Genomic DNA, 15,424 nt, shown 5'->3' on the forward strand with positions numbered 1-15,424 from the left:
GCATTTATGTGAGGTTTAGCGGTATTTATCCTGGAATGCTACCACCTGGTCAAAGGCGCCGGTAGACAGGGATTTGTAAATCTGCTGCCAGGTACGGAAGGCGTCCTCGTAGCGTTTGACATTTTCTGGATTGGGCTCATAGCGTCTGCGGATTTTTACCATGTGTTTTTCGGCCTCCTCAAAGTCCTTGTAGATGCCTACGCCGACAGCGGCGACCATGGCGCAGCCGAGGGCTGTGGCTTCTTCCACGGCGACAACTTCGCAGGAGCGGTTAAAGATATCGGCCTGCATCTGGCACCAGAGTTCTGAGCGGAAGATACCGCCGGTCAGGCGGACCATGTCAAAGTCTGGAGCGCCGCCGGAGACCATGGCGTCCAGCATATCACGGATATCATAGTTTACTCCTTCCATGGTGGCGCGGATAAAGTCTTCCTTAGTGTGTCCGACGGTCATACCGATATAGGTGCCGCGGGCGTTGGGGTTTTGGTTTGGTGTGACCGCACCGGCAAAGTAAGGCAGGAAGAACAGGCCGTTTGCCCCAGGGTTCGATTTGGTGGCCACAGAGGTCAGGAAGTCATAGACGCTGATGTCGAGGGATTCCGCGGCCAGCTGTTCAACGTCGCAGAACTGTTCTTTAAACCATTTGAAGGCAGAGCCAGAGGCGTTGGCAACCCCTTCCATAACCCATGCGCCGTCGGGAGTGCCTAAAACGTAGCATCTTCTGGATGGGTCGCGCAGCAGGTTAAAGGACTTGCCAGCCACGATACCGGCAGTGCCGCCGCAGGCATAGCCGACGCCTTCACGCACACAGCCACAGCCCAGGCAGCCGGACTGCTGGTCGCCGGTACCCATGACAATGGGAGTGCCCTCTGCCAGGCCGGTTCTCGCGGCAACTTCGGCGGTTACCTTGCCGATGATGGTGCCCGGCTGCCGCAGCGGCGCCATTTTATTGATATCAATGCCGAGGGCTGCGCAGATCTGCGGGTCATACTGGAAGTCTGGACCGTTGAGCTGTACCCACGGCGTATCGTTGATGTCATCGTAATAATCATCCGCGCCGTAAGCCTTGGTGACAAGGCCCATCATGGTGTGGATGGTGGCAGCCTTTTCATAGGCTTCCGGCATGTTTTTCAGAATCCACTGGAGGTTGCTCTGCGGGTTGACGCCGCCAAGCGGCATGCCGCAGCGGTCGTACAGCTCATCGGCAGATAAGCCTGCGGCCACAAGCTTGCGCTCAACCTCGGGGATCATTTCCGCGCTTCGCATATCCTGCCAGATAATGATGGGCATGGTAAAGCCGCCGTTTTCGTCGCGCAGAGCCACAGTGCAGCGGAACACGTCTGTACTGATGGCCGCGATTTCTTCAGGGTCAACGCCGCTGTTGTCAATGGCAAGGCGGGTGGTGCGGTACAAATGCTTGATGAGCTCATCGCCATCACACTCCTGGCGTCCGGGAGCCGGATAAGTCAGCGGATTCATGATCTGGCCTGAACCGATTTCATTGCCGTCAAAGTCAAACACAACCGTTCTCGCGCTGGTTGTTCCTAAGTCAATCCCTACTACATATTTTTTTTCTTTCATGATTTTACCCCTTATTTTAAATTAATTTAAATTTTCCCTATCAATTGTATTTAATACGAGCAAGCTTTTTTGTCGATGTTTTTGGTGGCAATAACATTGACGCCGGTGCCGCAGACATCCGGTACAATAATATCCCCAATCTTCACAGGTGCGGTTACAACGATTTCACGAATAGCCTCCATGCAGTCAAATATTTTATCCTTTGGTATGTCGGATTCTGTCTTGACCGATACCATCTGGATATCCCCTTCATTGACTTTGACAATGGAGGTGACGATACGGGTGGGATGTGTCACCTCTTTACGCGCATACTTTTCGCCGCGGCTGCAGGTGTGTCCGGTGATGTCGGTGATTTCCCCCTGATTCATGGTGACCGTGACGGCACAGCCGAGGGGGCATCCAATACAGGTGATTTGTTTTTCCATAAGCTCAGGCCTCCTCGATTTTAATCAGAATCTGCTTTAAGTCCGGTTCAGCCTGGAGATCCTGTCGGACGAGTTCGATTTGTTCCATTTCTCCAGGGGTGACAATCCGCTTTTTGCGGTGCTTGACGCGTTTATCGTCAAAGTAAACAGAGACTGTGCAGTTTTCATAAACACCGCTGACGCGGAAGCGGACCTTGAGGGTTTCGTCCATACGGCTCAGGTCAATGGTTTTGGGCACCGTGTAGCTGACGCCCTCCCCTGCGACCAGCTCGACAACAGGCCCGGATTCAGGTTTTCGCTGTTTTATGACATATTCCGCCGCGCATTTTCCCGCGCCAGCAGCTTCCTCTGAAACATAGTCGACCAGGTCGTGGACATGGAGGACGTTGCCGCAGGCAAAAACGCCTTCCACATTGGTCTCAAAGCTTTCATTTACGATTGGGCCGTTTGTTTTCCGGTCAAGGCTGACCTCCATTTTGCTGGAAAGCTCATTCTCAGGGATGAGGCCAACAGACAGCAGGAGCGTGTCACAGCTGTATTCCTCCTCGGTTCCGGGAACAGGCTTCATGTTTTCATCCACCTGGGCGATGGTGACGCCTTCTACCCGTTCCTGTCCCTTGATGTCTACAACCGTGTGGCTCAGCTTAAGCGGAATGCCATAGTCGTCCAGGCATTGGACAATGTTGCGCTTAAGACCGCCGGAGTACGGCATAATCTCAGCGACGACCTTTACCTTTGCCCCTTCCAGGGTCAGGCGCCTGGCCATGATGAGGCCGATATCTCCAGAGCCGAGAATCACGATTTCGCGGCCGGGCATAAAGCCCTCGATATTGACAAAACGCTGGGCAGTGCCGGCGCTGTAAATGCCCGCGGGCCGGCAGCCGGGAATGTTGAGGGCGCCCCGGGGGCGTTCCCGGCAGCCCATGGCCAGTACGATGGCCTTTGCCTTAAGCTTAACCAAGCCGTCGGTGCTGTTCATGATGGTGAGGACCTTGTCTCCCTCAATGTCCACCACCATGGTGTTCAGCTTGTATTCGATACCCAGGTCGGCGACCTCGTCGATGAAGCGCTGGGCGTACTCCGGCCCGGTCAGTTCCTCCTTAAAAGTATGCAGGCCAAAACCATTGTGAATACACTGGTTTAAAATGCCGCCGAGCCGCCGGTCTCTCTCCACAATCAAAATATCATTGACGCCCGACTGTTTGGCGGAAATGGCAGCGGCAAGTCCTGCCGGCCCCCCGCCGATGATGACTATTTCATAAGACTTCATAATCAACCTCTCATTCCTGTCCGATTTCTTTGTCGCAGCCGGTCAGAAGCTGCGACGCACCGCCTTTTTTGGTGATGTCTGTCATTTTAATGCCCAGCTCTCTGGAAAGGATTTCCATGGTGCGCGGTGTACAGAAGCCCGCCTGGCAGCGTCCCATGCCGGCCCGGGTTCTGCGCTTGACAGAATCCATGGACTTTGCACCGATGGGACGGTTGATGGCGTCCATGATTTCACCCTCGGTGACCATCTCGCAGCGGCACACAATATTGCCGTATTCGGGTTTTTCCTTGATGAGCGCCATTTTTTCTTCATCGGACAGGCTGTCGAATTTCAGGACACCCTTGCGTCTGGCGATGAAGTTCGTTTTCTTTTTAAGCTGCATTTTCTCCGCGATGATGCCGGAGAGCATCACGCCAATAGCCGGTGAGCTTGTGAGGCCCGGCGACTCAATACCAGCGGCGTCAAAGAAGTTTTCAGCGTCGGCCACCTCCTCAACGATGAATTCGTGGTGGTCCTCATGTGCGCGCAGGCCCACAAAGGAGGTGATAATTTTATTAAGCGGCAGAGGGTTTTTATGCAGAAAATCAGGTGAGGCGGCGATTTCCTTCAGCGAGTCGAGCACCTCCTGGGTGGTCTGGAAGGATTCCTTGTCGTCCACGTCGGTGGCGGTCGGTCCTACAAAGAAGTTGCCGTGGATGGTCTGGGAAGCGGCGATGCCTTTACCCATCTTGCCGGGAAGCGGCACCACCGTCGCGTTGAAAATGGTTCCCAGTGATTTGTCAAAGAAAATATACTCGCCCTTTCTGGGAGTGATGTGGATTTTCTTTTCACTGACCATGTTGTGAAATTTATCGGCGTAGACGCCGGCAGCGTTGGCGATGGCTTTTGTTTGAATATCGCCGCGGTTTGTCTTGATGGTGTAGAAGCCGTCTGCTTTGATAATGTCATAGGCTTCGGTTTCAAATTTGAATGCCACGCCGTTGACGTTTGCGTTTTCACCCATGGCGATGGCGAGATTAAAGGGACAGATCACGCCGCCGGTGGGCGCATAAAGCGCGGCGACGGTCCGCTCGGTGAGGTTGGGCTCAAGCCTGAGCCCCTCATCTCTTGGGACGATACGGCAGCCCGGGACGCCGTTTTTCTCAGCGTGGTCCAGCTGTTCTTTAAGCTTGGGCAGGTCTTCCTCATGGGTGCAGACAATGAATTTTCCGTTTTTCTTTACCGGGAAATCCAGTTCCTCAGAAAGCTCCCACATTAATCGATTACCTTCGACGCATAACTTTGCCATCAGGGAGCCCGGGTCTGCCTCAAGGCCGGTGTGGATAACACCGGTGTTGGCCTTTGAGGTTCCCGAAGCCACGTCGTCCCCTTTTTCGATGACGCATGCGTTTACTTCGTATTTTGATATTTCGCGTGCTATACAGCAGCCGGTAACACCGGCGCCGATGATCACAAGATCATACATTTTTTTCACCTGGCCTAGCTTTCTTTTAAAAGTCCGATGGCTGAGCTGGTGCCGATGCGCTCACAGCCTGCGTCTAAAAACATTTCCAGGTCTTCTACGGTTTTCACGCCCCCGGAGGCTTTCATTTTTACAGAGGGCCCGATATGCGCTTTAAAGAGATTGATGTCCTCAATGGTAGCGCCGCCTGTTCCAAAGCCAGTGGAGGTTTTGATATAGTCTGCGCCAGCGTTTGTGACCAGCTCGCAGACCTTGACCTTTTCCTCCTCGGTCAGGTAGCAGGTTTCAACAATGACTTTTAAGATGTGGTCGCCGGCGGCTTTTTTCAGCTCAGCAATTTCATTTTGAACATAGTCGTAGTCCTTATCCTTTAAAGCGCCGATATTGATGACCATATCCACCTCCGAGGCGCCCTCGCGGATGGCTTCTTTCACTTCAAAAGCCTTGACGGCAGTGGTGTTATAGCCCAGCGGGAAGCCAATAACGGTGCAGACATTCAGGGCATCGCCGTAGGTCTCTTTCGCCTGTTTTACAAAGGAAGGGGGGATGCAGACAGAAGCGGTTTTATATTCCACCGCGTCGTCGCAGAGTGCTTTAATCTGGTCCCAGGTTGAGAATGCTTTTAAAAGTGTGTGGTCAATGTGGCCTAAAATTTCTTGTTTGTTCATTTTTTTACTCCTTCATTCAGTCTTGTCGGTTTTATTTCAGCCGCTCAATGAGTTCGTTGAGCGGCATGCCATCCTTTGGAATAAACGTACGCCAGTACGCGCAGGTCTCTTTTAATTTGTTTTTGATTTCTCTTGGATGCTCAGCATTGGATGCAAAAATTTCAAAGCTCAGGTAGATGGCCTCAGCCTTTGGCGGCATGGCCGGATCTTCCTTTTCATAGGATTTTGCGATGGCCGCAAGGAGCCGGGCGCCGTCGATGATGCCCGCGGCGTTGTTGTCCTCTGTGAAGGCCGCGTGGGAGGACGTAACGCCGTTGGTCTGCTGCATATGCATAATGGGGGAATAGCAGGCCAGCGCCTCAAGCCAGGCATACGGGTCAGAATCTGCCGGATCAAAGGAGAAAAGGTGAGGATAGCGCGCCATGTCGGCCTCAATGGCGTCCAGGATACCGTCGCCGGTATCTTTGTCCTTGATGGCCTTCTCCCAGATTGCGTAGGTGGTATCGCCGCCCAGCCAGGGCTCTGTGAAGACACGGCCCTCTATTGCGGCTTCAATGCTTTTACGGACAGCGTCCCGGGAGGGTTTTTGAAAGCGCACCTGTCCAACCATGTGGCCCATGTCGATGGTGGTGTAGACGGGATTCTGGCCGATGTTGTAGATGTCTCTCAGAAAGTTCTTTGTGCCCTCGATGGTCCAGGGAGTCTGGTGGGGCGCGTACATGGCCTCAACGCACACCGGAATATTGCCGTTGTCCTTTGCGATGCCGCCGATTTCAGACAGCAGCTCTGAAACTTTGCGGGTTTCTTTTTTGTAGAGCTCCGGGTCCTGGAGCACCCTGTCAGGATAAGCGTGAAGCGAAAAGCCAATGCCGGAGCCGCGCGCGCCCAGCCTTTCAATGGCTGGCTTTACCCAGCCCTCCAGCATATGGCGGGCCATTTTTTCGTTTGGGTGGGCCAGTCCGGCAGTGCGGTAGGTCTGATAGCCGGTGAAAAAGTTGGCGACATGGATATCCTGCGCGGCCTCCACTGCCTTTACCCGGTCAAACCACGCGTCAAGGTACCAGTCCGGCGAGTAGAAAAAGTCCGCCTCGTTGTCAAAGCTTGCCTCGACATAGTCAAAGCCAAGCTGTTTAATGAGCGGCCCCCAGGTTTCAGGCTCCACCCAGCGCTTGATGGCAAAGCAGTTATCCAGTACCAGGTATATTTTTGGGTAGTTCATAGATGATCTCCTGTTTTTAGTTTATGGGTGAACAACAACCTTCATGATGTTTTCATCCCGGATTGCGGTGAAGCCGTCCATGATATTTTCCAGCTTAATGGAACGCTCGATATACTTTTTGGCATCCAGCTTCCCTTCTGCCATGAGCTGCATAATTTCGCGCATACAGTCCGGCGTAGTGGCGTGCACACCGCAGACCTGAAGCTCCTTATAATGGATGAGGTTCGAGTCGATGTGCCCCCTGCTCTCACCCGGAAGCCCGCCAAACAACGAAATACGCCCCATCTTTGCGGCGATGACCTGAGCCTCGGTGTGGACAGAAGGAACAGAGGTCGCTGTGATGACCACATTGGCGCCGCGGCCCTCTGTGATTTTTTCAACCTCTGCCGCCGTGTCCTGTGTGAAGGGATTGACCCAGATCACACCCGGTACCTTTTCCATGGCGATTTTTCCCCGTTTTTCGACAGGTTCCACAATAATGACCTTTGCGGCCCCTTTCTGGAAAGCAAGCTCGGCATGGATACAGCCGATCATGCCGCTGCCGTAAACGACCACGAAATCGCCGGGCTCAATGTGCATGTAGCGCTGGCCGTTTAAGGCGCAGGCTGCTGGCTCGATCAGGGTGGCGTCATCATACTCAATGCTGTCCGGCAGCTTGATGACATTGTTCATCTTGATGGCCTGGGCCGGAATCTCCAGATAAGGTGCGAAAACGCCCTCATATTGGAAGCCGATGGTGGTCAGGTGGTCACACATATTGGTATGGCCGGTTTTGCAGGGCCAGCACTCGCCGCAGCCGATGGCCGGGGCGATGGTGACACGGTCCCCTGCCTGATAGCCGTGCTCCCTGGCAAGTTTGCCGGCATGGACAATATCCCCGGCACACTCGTGGCCCAGGACACGCGGCACGTCAATTTTGTCATTTCCCTTTAAGAAAGTGCGCATGTCTGTGCCGCAGATCGAAGCGGATTTTACCTTGACGATGATGTTATCGTCATTTCCCAGAGGCTCGGGAACCTCCCGAACCTCGAGCTCTCTGTTTTCATTAAGTACAAATGCCTGCATCGCTTTTTTCCTTTCGGTTATTCCTGTCCCCAGGGGTAGAACATGACCTTGTTGTAGAAGAAGCCGCCTTCCTTGATTTTATCAAAGATACCCGGGCAGTCATCCAGCGGCAGGCGGTGGCTGATGATATCCCTGGCGGTCATTCCGCGTTCGCCGAACATTTTTAAGGATTCCGTCCAGTCCTCACCGGGATAAGGCTTCGTGAAGGAGTTCCATGAACCGATAACGCTCAGCTGGCTGCGCATGATGGTGTCCACTTCCTTTTCGCTTAAGTCTAAGCCTTTATGAGAAATTCCGAGGAAGACAACCCGTCCCATTTTAGAGGCCATGAGAATACACTGCTTCTGGGCGGCCGGCACGCCGGAGAAATCAATGACCAGATTTGCGCCTTTTCCATCGGTCGCTTTTTTAACTGCTTCCACAGGATCTTCGTTTAAGGAATTGATCGTCACATCTGCGCCGACTTTTTTGGCGATATTTAGCTTTTCATCCCATACGTCAACCGCAATGACCTGAGACGCCCCGCAGAGCTTTGCGTATTGTGCGGCGAATAAGCCGATGGGGCCGGTGCCGCAGACACAGACACTGTCGCCTTCTTTAAAGCCGCCGCGCATGAGGCCGTGATAGGCGTTCGCACACGGGTCAAGAGTTGCGGCGTCCTCATAGGATACGCCCTCCGGAACCCTTAAAAGGTTGGATTCCTTGACGGATACATATTCGGCGAGGGCGCCGTCGCGTCTTGAGCCATAATAATCATAATCCTCACATAAAGAGTAGATTCCCTTCTGGCACCATTCGCATTTCCCGCATGGAATGAGCGGCGGAACCACAACCCGGTCCCCGGGCTTAAAGTTTTTCACATTTTTTCCAACAGCTTCGATTTCACCGGAAAATTCATGTCCGATGGTAATCGGTGAAACGTGAGCGCCATAGACCAGAGCTCTTGGAATATCTGAACCGCAAAGACCAACAGCGCGAACCTTCACCATCGCTTCGTCGTCCATCATTTTTGGTTTCTCGACATCCTCAACCCTCAAGTCTCCAGGCTTATACATTCTTACTGCTTTCATTTTTTATCTTTGCCTCCTCTGATTATTTGTTTCTACACAAAAATAGTATTAAATTTACGTTTTGTATTTACTATTCGTAAATTATAAACGAATTATAACATCATTTTTTAACGATGTCAACATACATATCGTAAATTATTAACGAAAAAGTGTTTTACTTTCAGAGAGTTATGAAGTATAATTAATTCAAAAAGAGGAAAAAGGGAGAAATCTTATGGCTTCTTTATTAAGTGATATACGAACAAAATACAATCTGCTCTCTAAAACGCAGAAGACCATTGCAGACTACATACTGGATAATCCGGATGCTACCATTCTTTTGTCCATTACAGAGCTGGCCAATTATTGCAGCACCAGTGAGACAACCGTTATGCGGTTTCTTAAAAAGCTGGATTATGATTCTTATCAGATTTTTCGGGTTAATCTCGCAAAAGAGCTGATCGACAGCCCCAGTGAGACCATCAATGAAGAAATTGCAGAGGGCGACAGTACCTCTGATATCAAGCGCAAGGTGATTAAGCATACCAATACCGCGGTCAGCGATCTGGAGTATTCTATCAACCAGAAGGATATTGACCAATGTGCAGAGATGATTCTTAATGCAAGGCGCGTGACATTTTTTGGAATCGGCGCCTCTTCGGCCGTTGCCATTGATGCGCTGCATAAGTTTGGGAAAATCGGGTTAAATGTTAACGGCTTTCAGGATTCACACCTGATGAACATTCACTGCTCACATATGACCTCTGAGGACGTTCTGTTTGTGGTTTCCCATACAGGTGAAAGTGTGGAGGTGTTGAACGCAGTCAGCCTTGCAAAGGAAAACGGCGCAAAGATTATATCGCTGACCAGCTTCAGCAATTCCAGCCTGGCGAAAAAATCCGATGTGTTTTTATCCAGCTCCACCAATGATAAAAAATACCACTCTGAAGCCATGGCGTCCAGAATCGTCCAGCTGGTGATTGTGGATATCTTGTACCTGTCCGTCTTTATGCAGAACGAGGCTAAGTTCTACAAAGCCCTCAACCAGTCGCGGATTGCGGTATCCTTAAACAAAACATGAAAAAAGTTCCAGCTAAAACCTGGCTGGAACTTTTTATTTTGGGATAAGCACTTCCCCTCTACCTCCATTATACCCCACAAAATTTTCAACTACAAGACTGTTTATTTCTGAAGAATGGGCGTACAATAGGGGTTACTCTGCAAGAGAAAGGAAGTGTCTGGAAATGATGGATCTTATGAAAACAGCGGCTGAAGTACAGCTGGTGGAAGACACAAAAGCAGTGCTGGCCTGTAACGAAGAAAGCGAACACTTTGGCCTTACCCTGTCCGGCGAGGATGCGCTGGCAGTGATGGAATCCCGAAATGAAAGCCTTAAGAAACACCAGCGCGTGGAGATTGGCCCCTGTGTCACTAAAAAAATCATCCACCTTTTTTGTGACTCCCAGTATATCTGGCAGGATAATTATGTCAAGACGCTTAAGCGGCTGCAGGATATTTTTTTCCTGTATAAAAACGAATCTGATGATCTGGTTTCAGACGACGAGCTGCTGACCTTTATGCAGGAGCAGTTTGAAGGCGTGTGCTTTGGAGATCTCGACTATCTTGAGACTACCTGTCTCCAGCGTTTCTGTATGGCTGTGAGGGCCGGCTACCGCGGCTACCGGAAATCTGGCGGCCACAGTGAGTACAGCCTGTTTGACGAGGAACCACGGTGGGATAAGGAGCTCTATATGAAGGTGCTCAGGGAGCTGGCCTGGGAGTAAAAAAGTCTATACGGTCAGTCTTAAAGCGCATTGCCCGTTTTATTCAGAAAAAATTCCCTGAAATTTTCCGGTGTTCCCTTTGTGAAAGCATTCTTTTGGAGCACAAAATAGATATTTTTGTAGTAAAAAACAAAATGAAGATCATCCTCTTTAAAATTGGTCAGCTCACTGTATTCCAAATGCTTCATAAAAGTACAGTCGGCGTAGTTTTCATAAAATAAAAACACAGGGGGCTTGTCTTCAACCTTATTCACTTTTCTTAGTCTGGCGCCCTTTAGTTTTGTTATAAAAAAGATAAAACGGTCATAGTTGCATGCATAAAGTTCAATGAGTGCTACAAGGCTCAGTGCAGCTAAGCCGATGAGTGAAATCAGATCAAATTTAAACCCGCTTAAAAGAAAAATGATTATTTCCATTCCGGCGATAAGCACTCCCATGATTTTTATGTTTGTCATATCTTTGGATAACCCCAGGGTGTTTTTTTTCAGAAGTTCTTCAGTATCCGCCTTGGTGTAGTGCGGCTCATTTATGTATAGCGCTTCCATGGTGACCTCCATTATTTTTTTATATTATACCAAAAGAAAGCCCCCTTTAAAAGAAAGCTTTCTATAAAGACATTTATTAGTTATTATATGTATTGATGGCCAGCAGGACAGCAATCATTAAAGCTGCGCCAGTAGATGCAGTAAGACCGCCCGTTGGAACAGCGGCTATCAGAAGTACTATCGCTAAAACAAGCCCACCTGTATATAAAAGTGCTCTATGATTTGCAACAATATTATCAAGATCCTGTTGATAATCTGGTTGTCCTTTCATTTTAAAGGAAATTTCGAAATAAACATTTCTGTTTTCAACGGATGTACTATAGACTAACTGTTTTACCTGAATATTAAATGTTGGGAATCCATCAACGGTTGAAAATGAAATGGTGAGTGTACCATGATTAATACTGTTCGCAAAAGCAACGGATGTTTGAATACCTCCAGAAGCATTGATGATAGCTTTATCGGTCGCTGTTAAAGTATCTAAAATTTTTTCTGCGGTAGTAATGTCACCTTTTTCAAATTCGCCGTTATTAATGGTAATTGTGGCTTTATCACTTGAAGGAATGGTACTGGTGTCTACCATTGGCGTAAATGAACCACTCAGGCCGAACTTGTATTCAATATCAATGAACGGCCCTGGAATAGTGGTTTTCTGATTCCAATCCCAGCCAATACTTGGATCAATGTGAAGAATTCTAAGCATTTCATTACAAAGTCCTTTAGCGACATTAGATAGAGTAAGGGATGAAACCCCGGTATCCTGTCCTGAAGCCATTACCTTATCAATATTAATTTGTGAGTCACCAGAACCATAGCTTGTTTCATAAAATTGGTCGAAGGCCCAATTGCTTGGAATTCGTACACCAATATTACCTGAAAAGCCTGTTGACATATCCGCAACGTAGCTTGTTTTGGCGTAACCTGCATTTGAAACACGAGTGCAGACATTACGCGGTCCATAAATTCCCACATTGTAGTGGAGTAAATATACTGAAAGTGCTCTAAAATATTCGAGAATATTGCTATCTACCTCAAAATCATAAGCATCAAAATCGACTGCAAAGTAAATCGTTGTATTCTCAGGAAGTCCTAGCTCTTGAGCTGTTGATGCAGCATATAAAGCGTCCTGTCGGCCCTGCTCATGGGTAAAGTAGCTTGCATCGGTAACATCCATGTTTCCGGATAAATCATTACCTGATCGTTCAAAGATAGGAACAAACTTCATTCCAGCTTCCAGAATTAAACTGATTTCTGAAATGGATACGGCCCAATAACCTGTAATATATCTTCCAACATAGTTGATACCAATACTTTTTAGATACTGAGCTCGCTGGTTCGTGATGCGGTCAGTACAATCGCAGGCATTGCAGCTGCGGTCCACATTTCCTTTGCTGACAAGTAAAGCCGCCCAAGTCGACAAGCCAACCCATCCATCGGCTTCCAATGCCATCAGGCTCTGGAAATTGATCACAGCATTTTCAACGCCGGTATCAAAGATACCATTAAAAGAGCCTGGGTTAAATCCATTGACATAGAGCATATACTGAAGCAGATAAACTAAAGCGGTCTGTTTGCTGTTTAACGCAACATTATGATCATTCGCTCCCTGTGCTGTGCCAGGTCCGAACACACCATTTGGCTCATCAATACCAACTTCTTTTTGAAAGGCATAAAGCAGCGCGTTACAGGTGTTTCTGCCATAGACTCCGTCACAGGGACAGATATTCAAGTCCATCCAGAAGTAATCACTGTATTTATTGTTAAGTGCCTGCTGAATGGCCCGAATGCGGCTGTCACCGCCTGAAATTAAAACGACAGCATCTGTGGATAATAAGCCTTTCATTGTTTTTGCATCCACTTTCCCGTCAGCGGTAAGTCCAGCTGCCATTTTAAATTGGTTTACACCGGAAACGGTTGTATTGTCAAAATCCTGAGTCAGATCCTGGGAAGAGAACCCCTTACACCATAACCCTCCCTGAATAATATTGACAATATGACCTTTCGCGCCACTTTGGACAGTTGGACAAAGCTCTGCGGTCATTGGGCCAAACTCACCAGTTGGTGTGGAAACACCAATTTCAATTTGCAGAGCTGAAATTAAAGATGCCACTGTGCCATTCCCTGTTTGGCCGTCTTCCGTACATGAGATATAACCATTAAAATTTTTATAGGTTGCATTTAACCATTTCTGCGTCATTAATACTTTCTGATCCATAATATAAATCCTTCTTTCTGTTTTTATTTTTTTAGTAAACCGGCAATGTGCACTTGCCGGTTTAAGAAGGACCGGTCCTCTGCTTTAGTTTTTGGCCTTATGCAGTGTCGGGCGCTTTTATAATGCTATTTTAGCCGCGTTTCTCTGCTTTGTCTGTGTGCAGTTTGTGTGTTTTTAAGCATTCCACTGAAAATGCACAAAGCTCCTGTCATAATAGCGGATGGTCTTCAGGCCATACCGCTCACCCGCGTCTGCTACCGCATCGACGGTGTACCCATTGGCGGCATAGACGGCAATATCAGCCGCCCGTCCCAGTTTATGGTAGGAATCCGGCACACCGCCGACTTCTGCGTTGAGGATTTCACACCTTACGCCAGAGGTCACAACCAGGGGAATCCCCAGGTCTTTCCGAACCTGCTCCAGCTTTTCGATGAGCGTCCGGTTCATCGGGACTGGAAACCCATCGCAGTATTTGCCGCCGCACTCACATTTAAACTCCTGCATATTAAAATGCTCGGTTACCTGTTCCTGCGGGTCAAAAGCTGGCGCCGGATCGGCTGTGGCATAGTCAAACAGGGCCGCTTCAGTGTTATAGCCCACGATGCCGTCAGTGACGAGTCCAAAATCGGCCTGCAGTGTCTTGACGGCCGCATCGGTTAAGGGGCCTGAAAGGCCATCCACCAGGCAGTTGTATCCTTTTGCGTTTAACTGCGCCTGTATGCCGCGTACCTGCTCGGACAGATGCTCTTTTGTCACCGGACCGGCAATGCCGTCAGCCTCAATGCCATAGCCTTCCTGGGCCCGCCTCACAGCAGCCTGGGTTTCGGAGCCATCATAGCCATTGACGGTCCCCGGCGCGTAGTTGCAGAGCTTGAGGGCTTCCTGTACCTGTGTTAAGGTCATCTCCATTATTTTTTACCGCCTTCCTTTTTGTCTTTCTTTTTTAATACTTGTTCTGAATCGTTGATGCTGGGGGTTGTCGGATCGACAATCACGCCCATTGCAACGGCACAGATGACAACTGCGTTTAAAATCTTTTCGATTAAAGGCACGTTAAAATCCGTTGAGATAAATCCCTGAGCGTACTGCAGGATCAAAACGATCAGGCCGATACAGGCAACCCAGAAGGCTTTGTTCTTTAATCGAATCTTTAAGTTCATTCCGATTATCACCTACTTTCTATCGAAGTCTGCTGATGTTGTGGTATCGCGATAACAGCTATGCTTTCGATAAGCACATTATAGCACTGCGTTTGTGGACCGGCTGTGCTCACTTTGTGCTGTGTTTGCTTAAAAAAAAGAGCCTTTCGGCTCTTTGGAGGCAAGTGGGAGAATTTGATTACTTAATCTGGCGTTTCATCACTTGATTTGTTTTTGAAGCGACATGGCGGATATAATCATAGTCATACTCAAGCTCCTCGGCGATCTGCACCAGTGATTTTCCAGTATAGCGCTGCATGTAAAATACTTTTTTCTGGATGTTTTTAAGCTTTGGAATTGCCTCAAGAATAACCCTGAGGCTTTTTTCAAGCAGGTATTCCTGACGGCGCTGCTCACCCAGCGCCTCTCGGATAAGCGTTAGCTGCTTAAGAATTTGCTGTTTTCTTTCCACCCTTGTGTAGGGTGTTTTTTCAGATAAACGCATCCATTTTTCTTCAAGCTGAGTAAGATGGATAATCTCCTCCTGGATAATGGCCAGCTCAGCTTTCAGACTGATGACAGAGTCGTCCTTTTCCAATAATTTCATATACTCCCACCTTTCGAATGAATTTTCTTTTTCAAACATATGTTCTTTTTAAATAATCATACGCTCATCAAGAGAAAATGTCAATGAAATCCATTGGAGTGGACAAATATTTACTCTAATTTAAGCAAGTATTTTTTTGAGTTTAAAGATTAATTGTATTCCTTGCGGCTGTTTTTAAAATAAAAATTTTAAAAGTGTCAATATTTTGGACAGCTTTTCTTCATCTAGTTGAAATTTCGTTAAAAATATTGGTTTTTAGGTTTGTTGTTTTTTATGATAGTGTCAATATTTTGAACAAAAATAGAAGAAAAACTAAGTAAAAAAATAAAATTATGGTGTTTTAGAGTGATAAATTCTGGTTTTTTTGGTATATTTTTGGCATAAGAATTGCATTT

Annotated in this window: 15 protein-coding genes; 2 read left to right on the top strand and 13 right to left on the bottom strand. The window is 48.4% G+C overall.

Going from position 1 to position 15,424, the window contains the following annotated elements; all coding sequences use genetic code 11:
- Positions 1-15: 15 nt before the first annotated feature.
- Genes FYJ53_RS11890 through FYJ53_RS11925 form a run of 8 tightly spaced genes read right to left on the bottom strand, consistent with a single transcriptional unit; the run spans position 16 to position 8,760 of the window.
- Positions 16-1,581 carry an FGGY-family carbohydrate kinase gene (locus tag FYJ53_RS11890; protein ID WP_013378408.1) on the bottom strand — a complete coding sequence of 522 codons (1,566 nt, stop codon included), beginning with the start codon at positions 1,579-1,581 and terminating at the stop codon, positions 16-18.
- Between the two features lie 50 nt (positions 1,582-1,631).
- On the bottom strand, positions 1,632-2,006 hold the full coding sequence (locus FYJ53_RS11895) for a DUF1667 domain-containing protein (RefSeq protein WP_013378409.1): 375 nt from the start codon (positions 2,004-2,006) through the stop codon (positions 1,632-1,634).
- A 4-nt stretch (positions 2,007-2,010) separates the two neighbouring features.
- On the bottom strand, positions 2,011-3,276 hold the full coding sequence (locus FYJ53_RS11900) for an NAD(P)/FAD-dependent oxidoreductase (protein ID WP_148428474.1): 1,266 nt from the start codon (positions 3,274-3,276) through the stop codon (positions 2,011-2,013).
- 10 nt (positions 3,277-3,286) lie between these two features.
- On the bottom strand, positions 3,287-4,741 hold the full coding sequence (locus FYJ53_RS11905; RefSeq protein ID WP_154557353.1) for an NAD(P)/FAD-dependent oxidoreductase: 1,455 nt from the start codon (positions 4,739-4,741) through the stop codon (positions 3,287-3,289).
- A 14-nt stretch (positions 4,742-4,755) separates the two neighbouring features.
- Positions 4,756-5,406 (bottom strand): deoxyribose-phosphate aldolase, encoded by a 651-nt coding sequence (gene deoC, locus FYJ53_RS11910; RefSeq protein WP_148428478.1) that lies wholly within the window; start codon positions 5,404-5,406, stop codon positions 4,756-4,758.
- 31 nt (positions 5,407-5,437) lie between these two features.
- Complete coding sequence (locus tag FYJ53_RS11915; RefSeq protein ID WP_148428480.1) at positions 5,438-6,625, bottom strand: hypothetical protein; 1,188 nt, start codon at positions 6,623-6,625, stop codon at positions 5,438-5,440.
- A 21-nt stretch (positions 6,626-6,646) separates the two neighbouring features.
- The gene (locus tag FYJ53_RS11920) at positions 6,647-7,690 is read right to left on the bottom strand and encodes an alcohol dehydrogenase catalytic domain-containing protein (protein WP_148428482.1); all 1,044 of its coding nucleotides are present in this window, start codon (positions 7,688-7,690) and stop codon (positions 6,647-6,649) included.
- 17 nt (positions 7,691-7,707) lie between these two features.
- Complete coding sequence (locus tag FYJ53_RS11925; protein WP_148428484.1) at positions 7,708-8,760, bottom strand: galactitol-1-phosphate 5-dehydrogenase; 1,053 nt, start codon at positions 8,758-8,760, stop codon at positions 7,708-7,710.
- A 214-nt stretch (positions 8,761-8,974) separates the two neighbouring features.
- Here FYJ53_RS11925 and FYJ53_RS11930 point away from each other — a divergent pair, with 214 nt between their 5' ends.
- Entirely contained in the window at positions 8,975-9,820 is an 846-nt protein-coding gene (locus FYJ53_RS11930) for a MurR/RpiR family transcriptional regulator (RefSeq protein WP_090412045.1), read from the top strand.
- A 163-nt stretch (positions 9,821-9,983) separates the two neighbouring features.
- A complete protein-coding gene (locus FYJ53_RS11935; protein WP_148428486.1) occupies positions 9,984-10,523 on the top strand; it encodes a DUF6323 family protein in 540 nt (179 codons plus the stop codon).
- Positions 10,524-10,543: 20 nt separating this feature from the next.
- Here the strand turns inward: FYJ53_RS11935 and FYJ53_RS11940 are convergent, their stop codons facing one another.
- The 5 genes from FYJ53_RS11940 to FYJ53_RS11960 all read right to left on the bottom strand — a co-directional run bounded on the left by FYJ53_RS11940 (position 10,544) and on the right by FYJ53_RS11960 (position 15,029).
- Positions 10,544-11,068: a YcxB family protein gene (locus FYJ53_RS11940; protein ID WP_013378418.1), complete on the bottom strand. Its 525-nt coding sequence runs from the start codon at positions 11,066-11,068 to the stop codon at positions 10,544-10,546.
- Between the two features lie 76 nt (positions 11,069-11,144).
- Entirely contained in the window at positions 11,145-13,283 is a 2,139-nt protein-coding gene (locus FYJ53_RS11945) for a glycoside hydrolase domain-containing protein (RefSeq protein WP_148428488.1), read from the bottom strand.
- A gap of 174 nt (positions 13,284-13,457) precedes the next feature.
- Positions 13,458-14,192 (bottom strand): peptidoglycan-binding protein, encoded by a 735-nt coding sequence (locus FYJ53_RS11950; protein ID WP_148428490.1) that lies wholly within the window; start codon positions 14,190-14,192, stop codon positions 13,458-13,460.
- Positions 14,192-14,443, bottom strand: a complete 252-nt coding sequence (locus FYJ53_RS11955) for a phage holin (RefSeq protein WP_148428492.1) — start codon at positions 14,441-14,443, stop codon at positions 14,192-14,194. The genes FYJ53_RS11950 and FYJ53_RS11955 overlap by 1 nt, the downstream gene beginning before the upstream one ends.
- A 178-nt stretch (positions 14,444-14,621) precedes the next feature.
- A complete protein-coding gene (locus FYJ53_RS11960) occupies positions 14,622-15,029 on the bottom strand; it encodes a hypothetical protein (RefSeq protein WP_148428494.1) in 408 nt (135 codons plus the stop codon).
- Positions 15,030-15,424: the final 395 nt, after the last annotated feature.

The organism is Eubacterium sp. BL-380-WT-2B (assembly GCF_009696115.1).
In the GTDB taxonomy this organism is placed as follows: domain Bacteria; phylum Bacillota; class Clostridia; order Eubacteriales; family Eubacteriaceae; genus Eubacterium; species Eubacterium callanderi.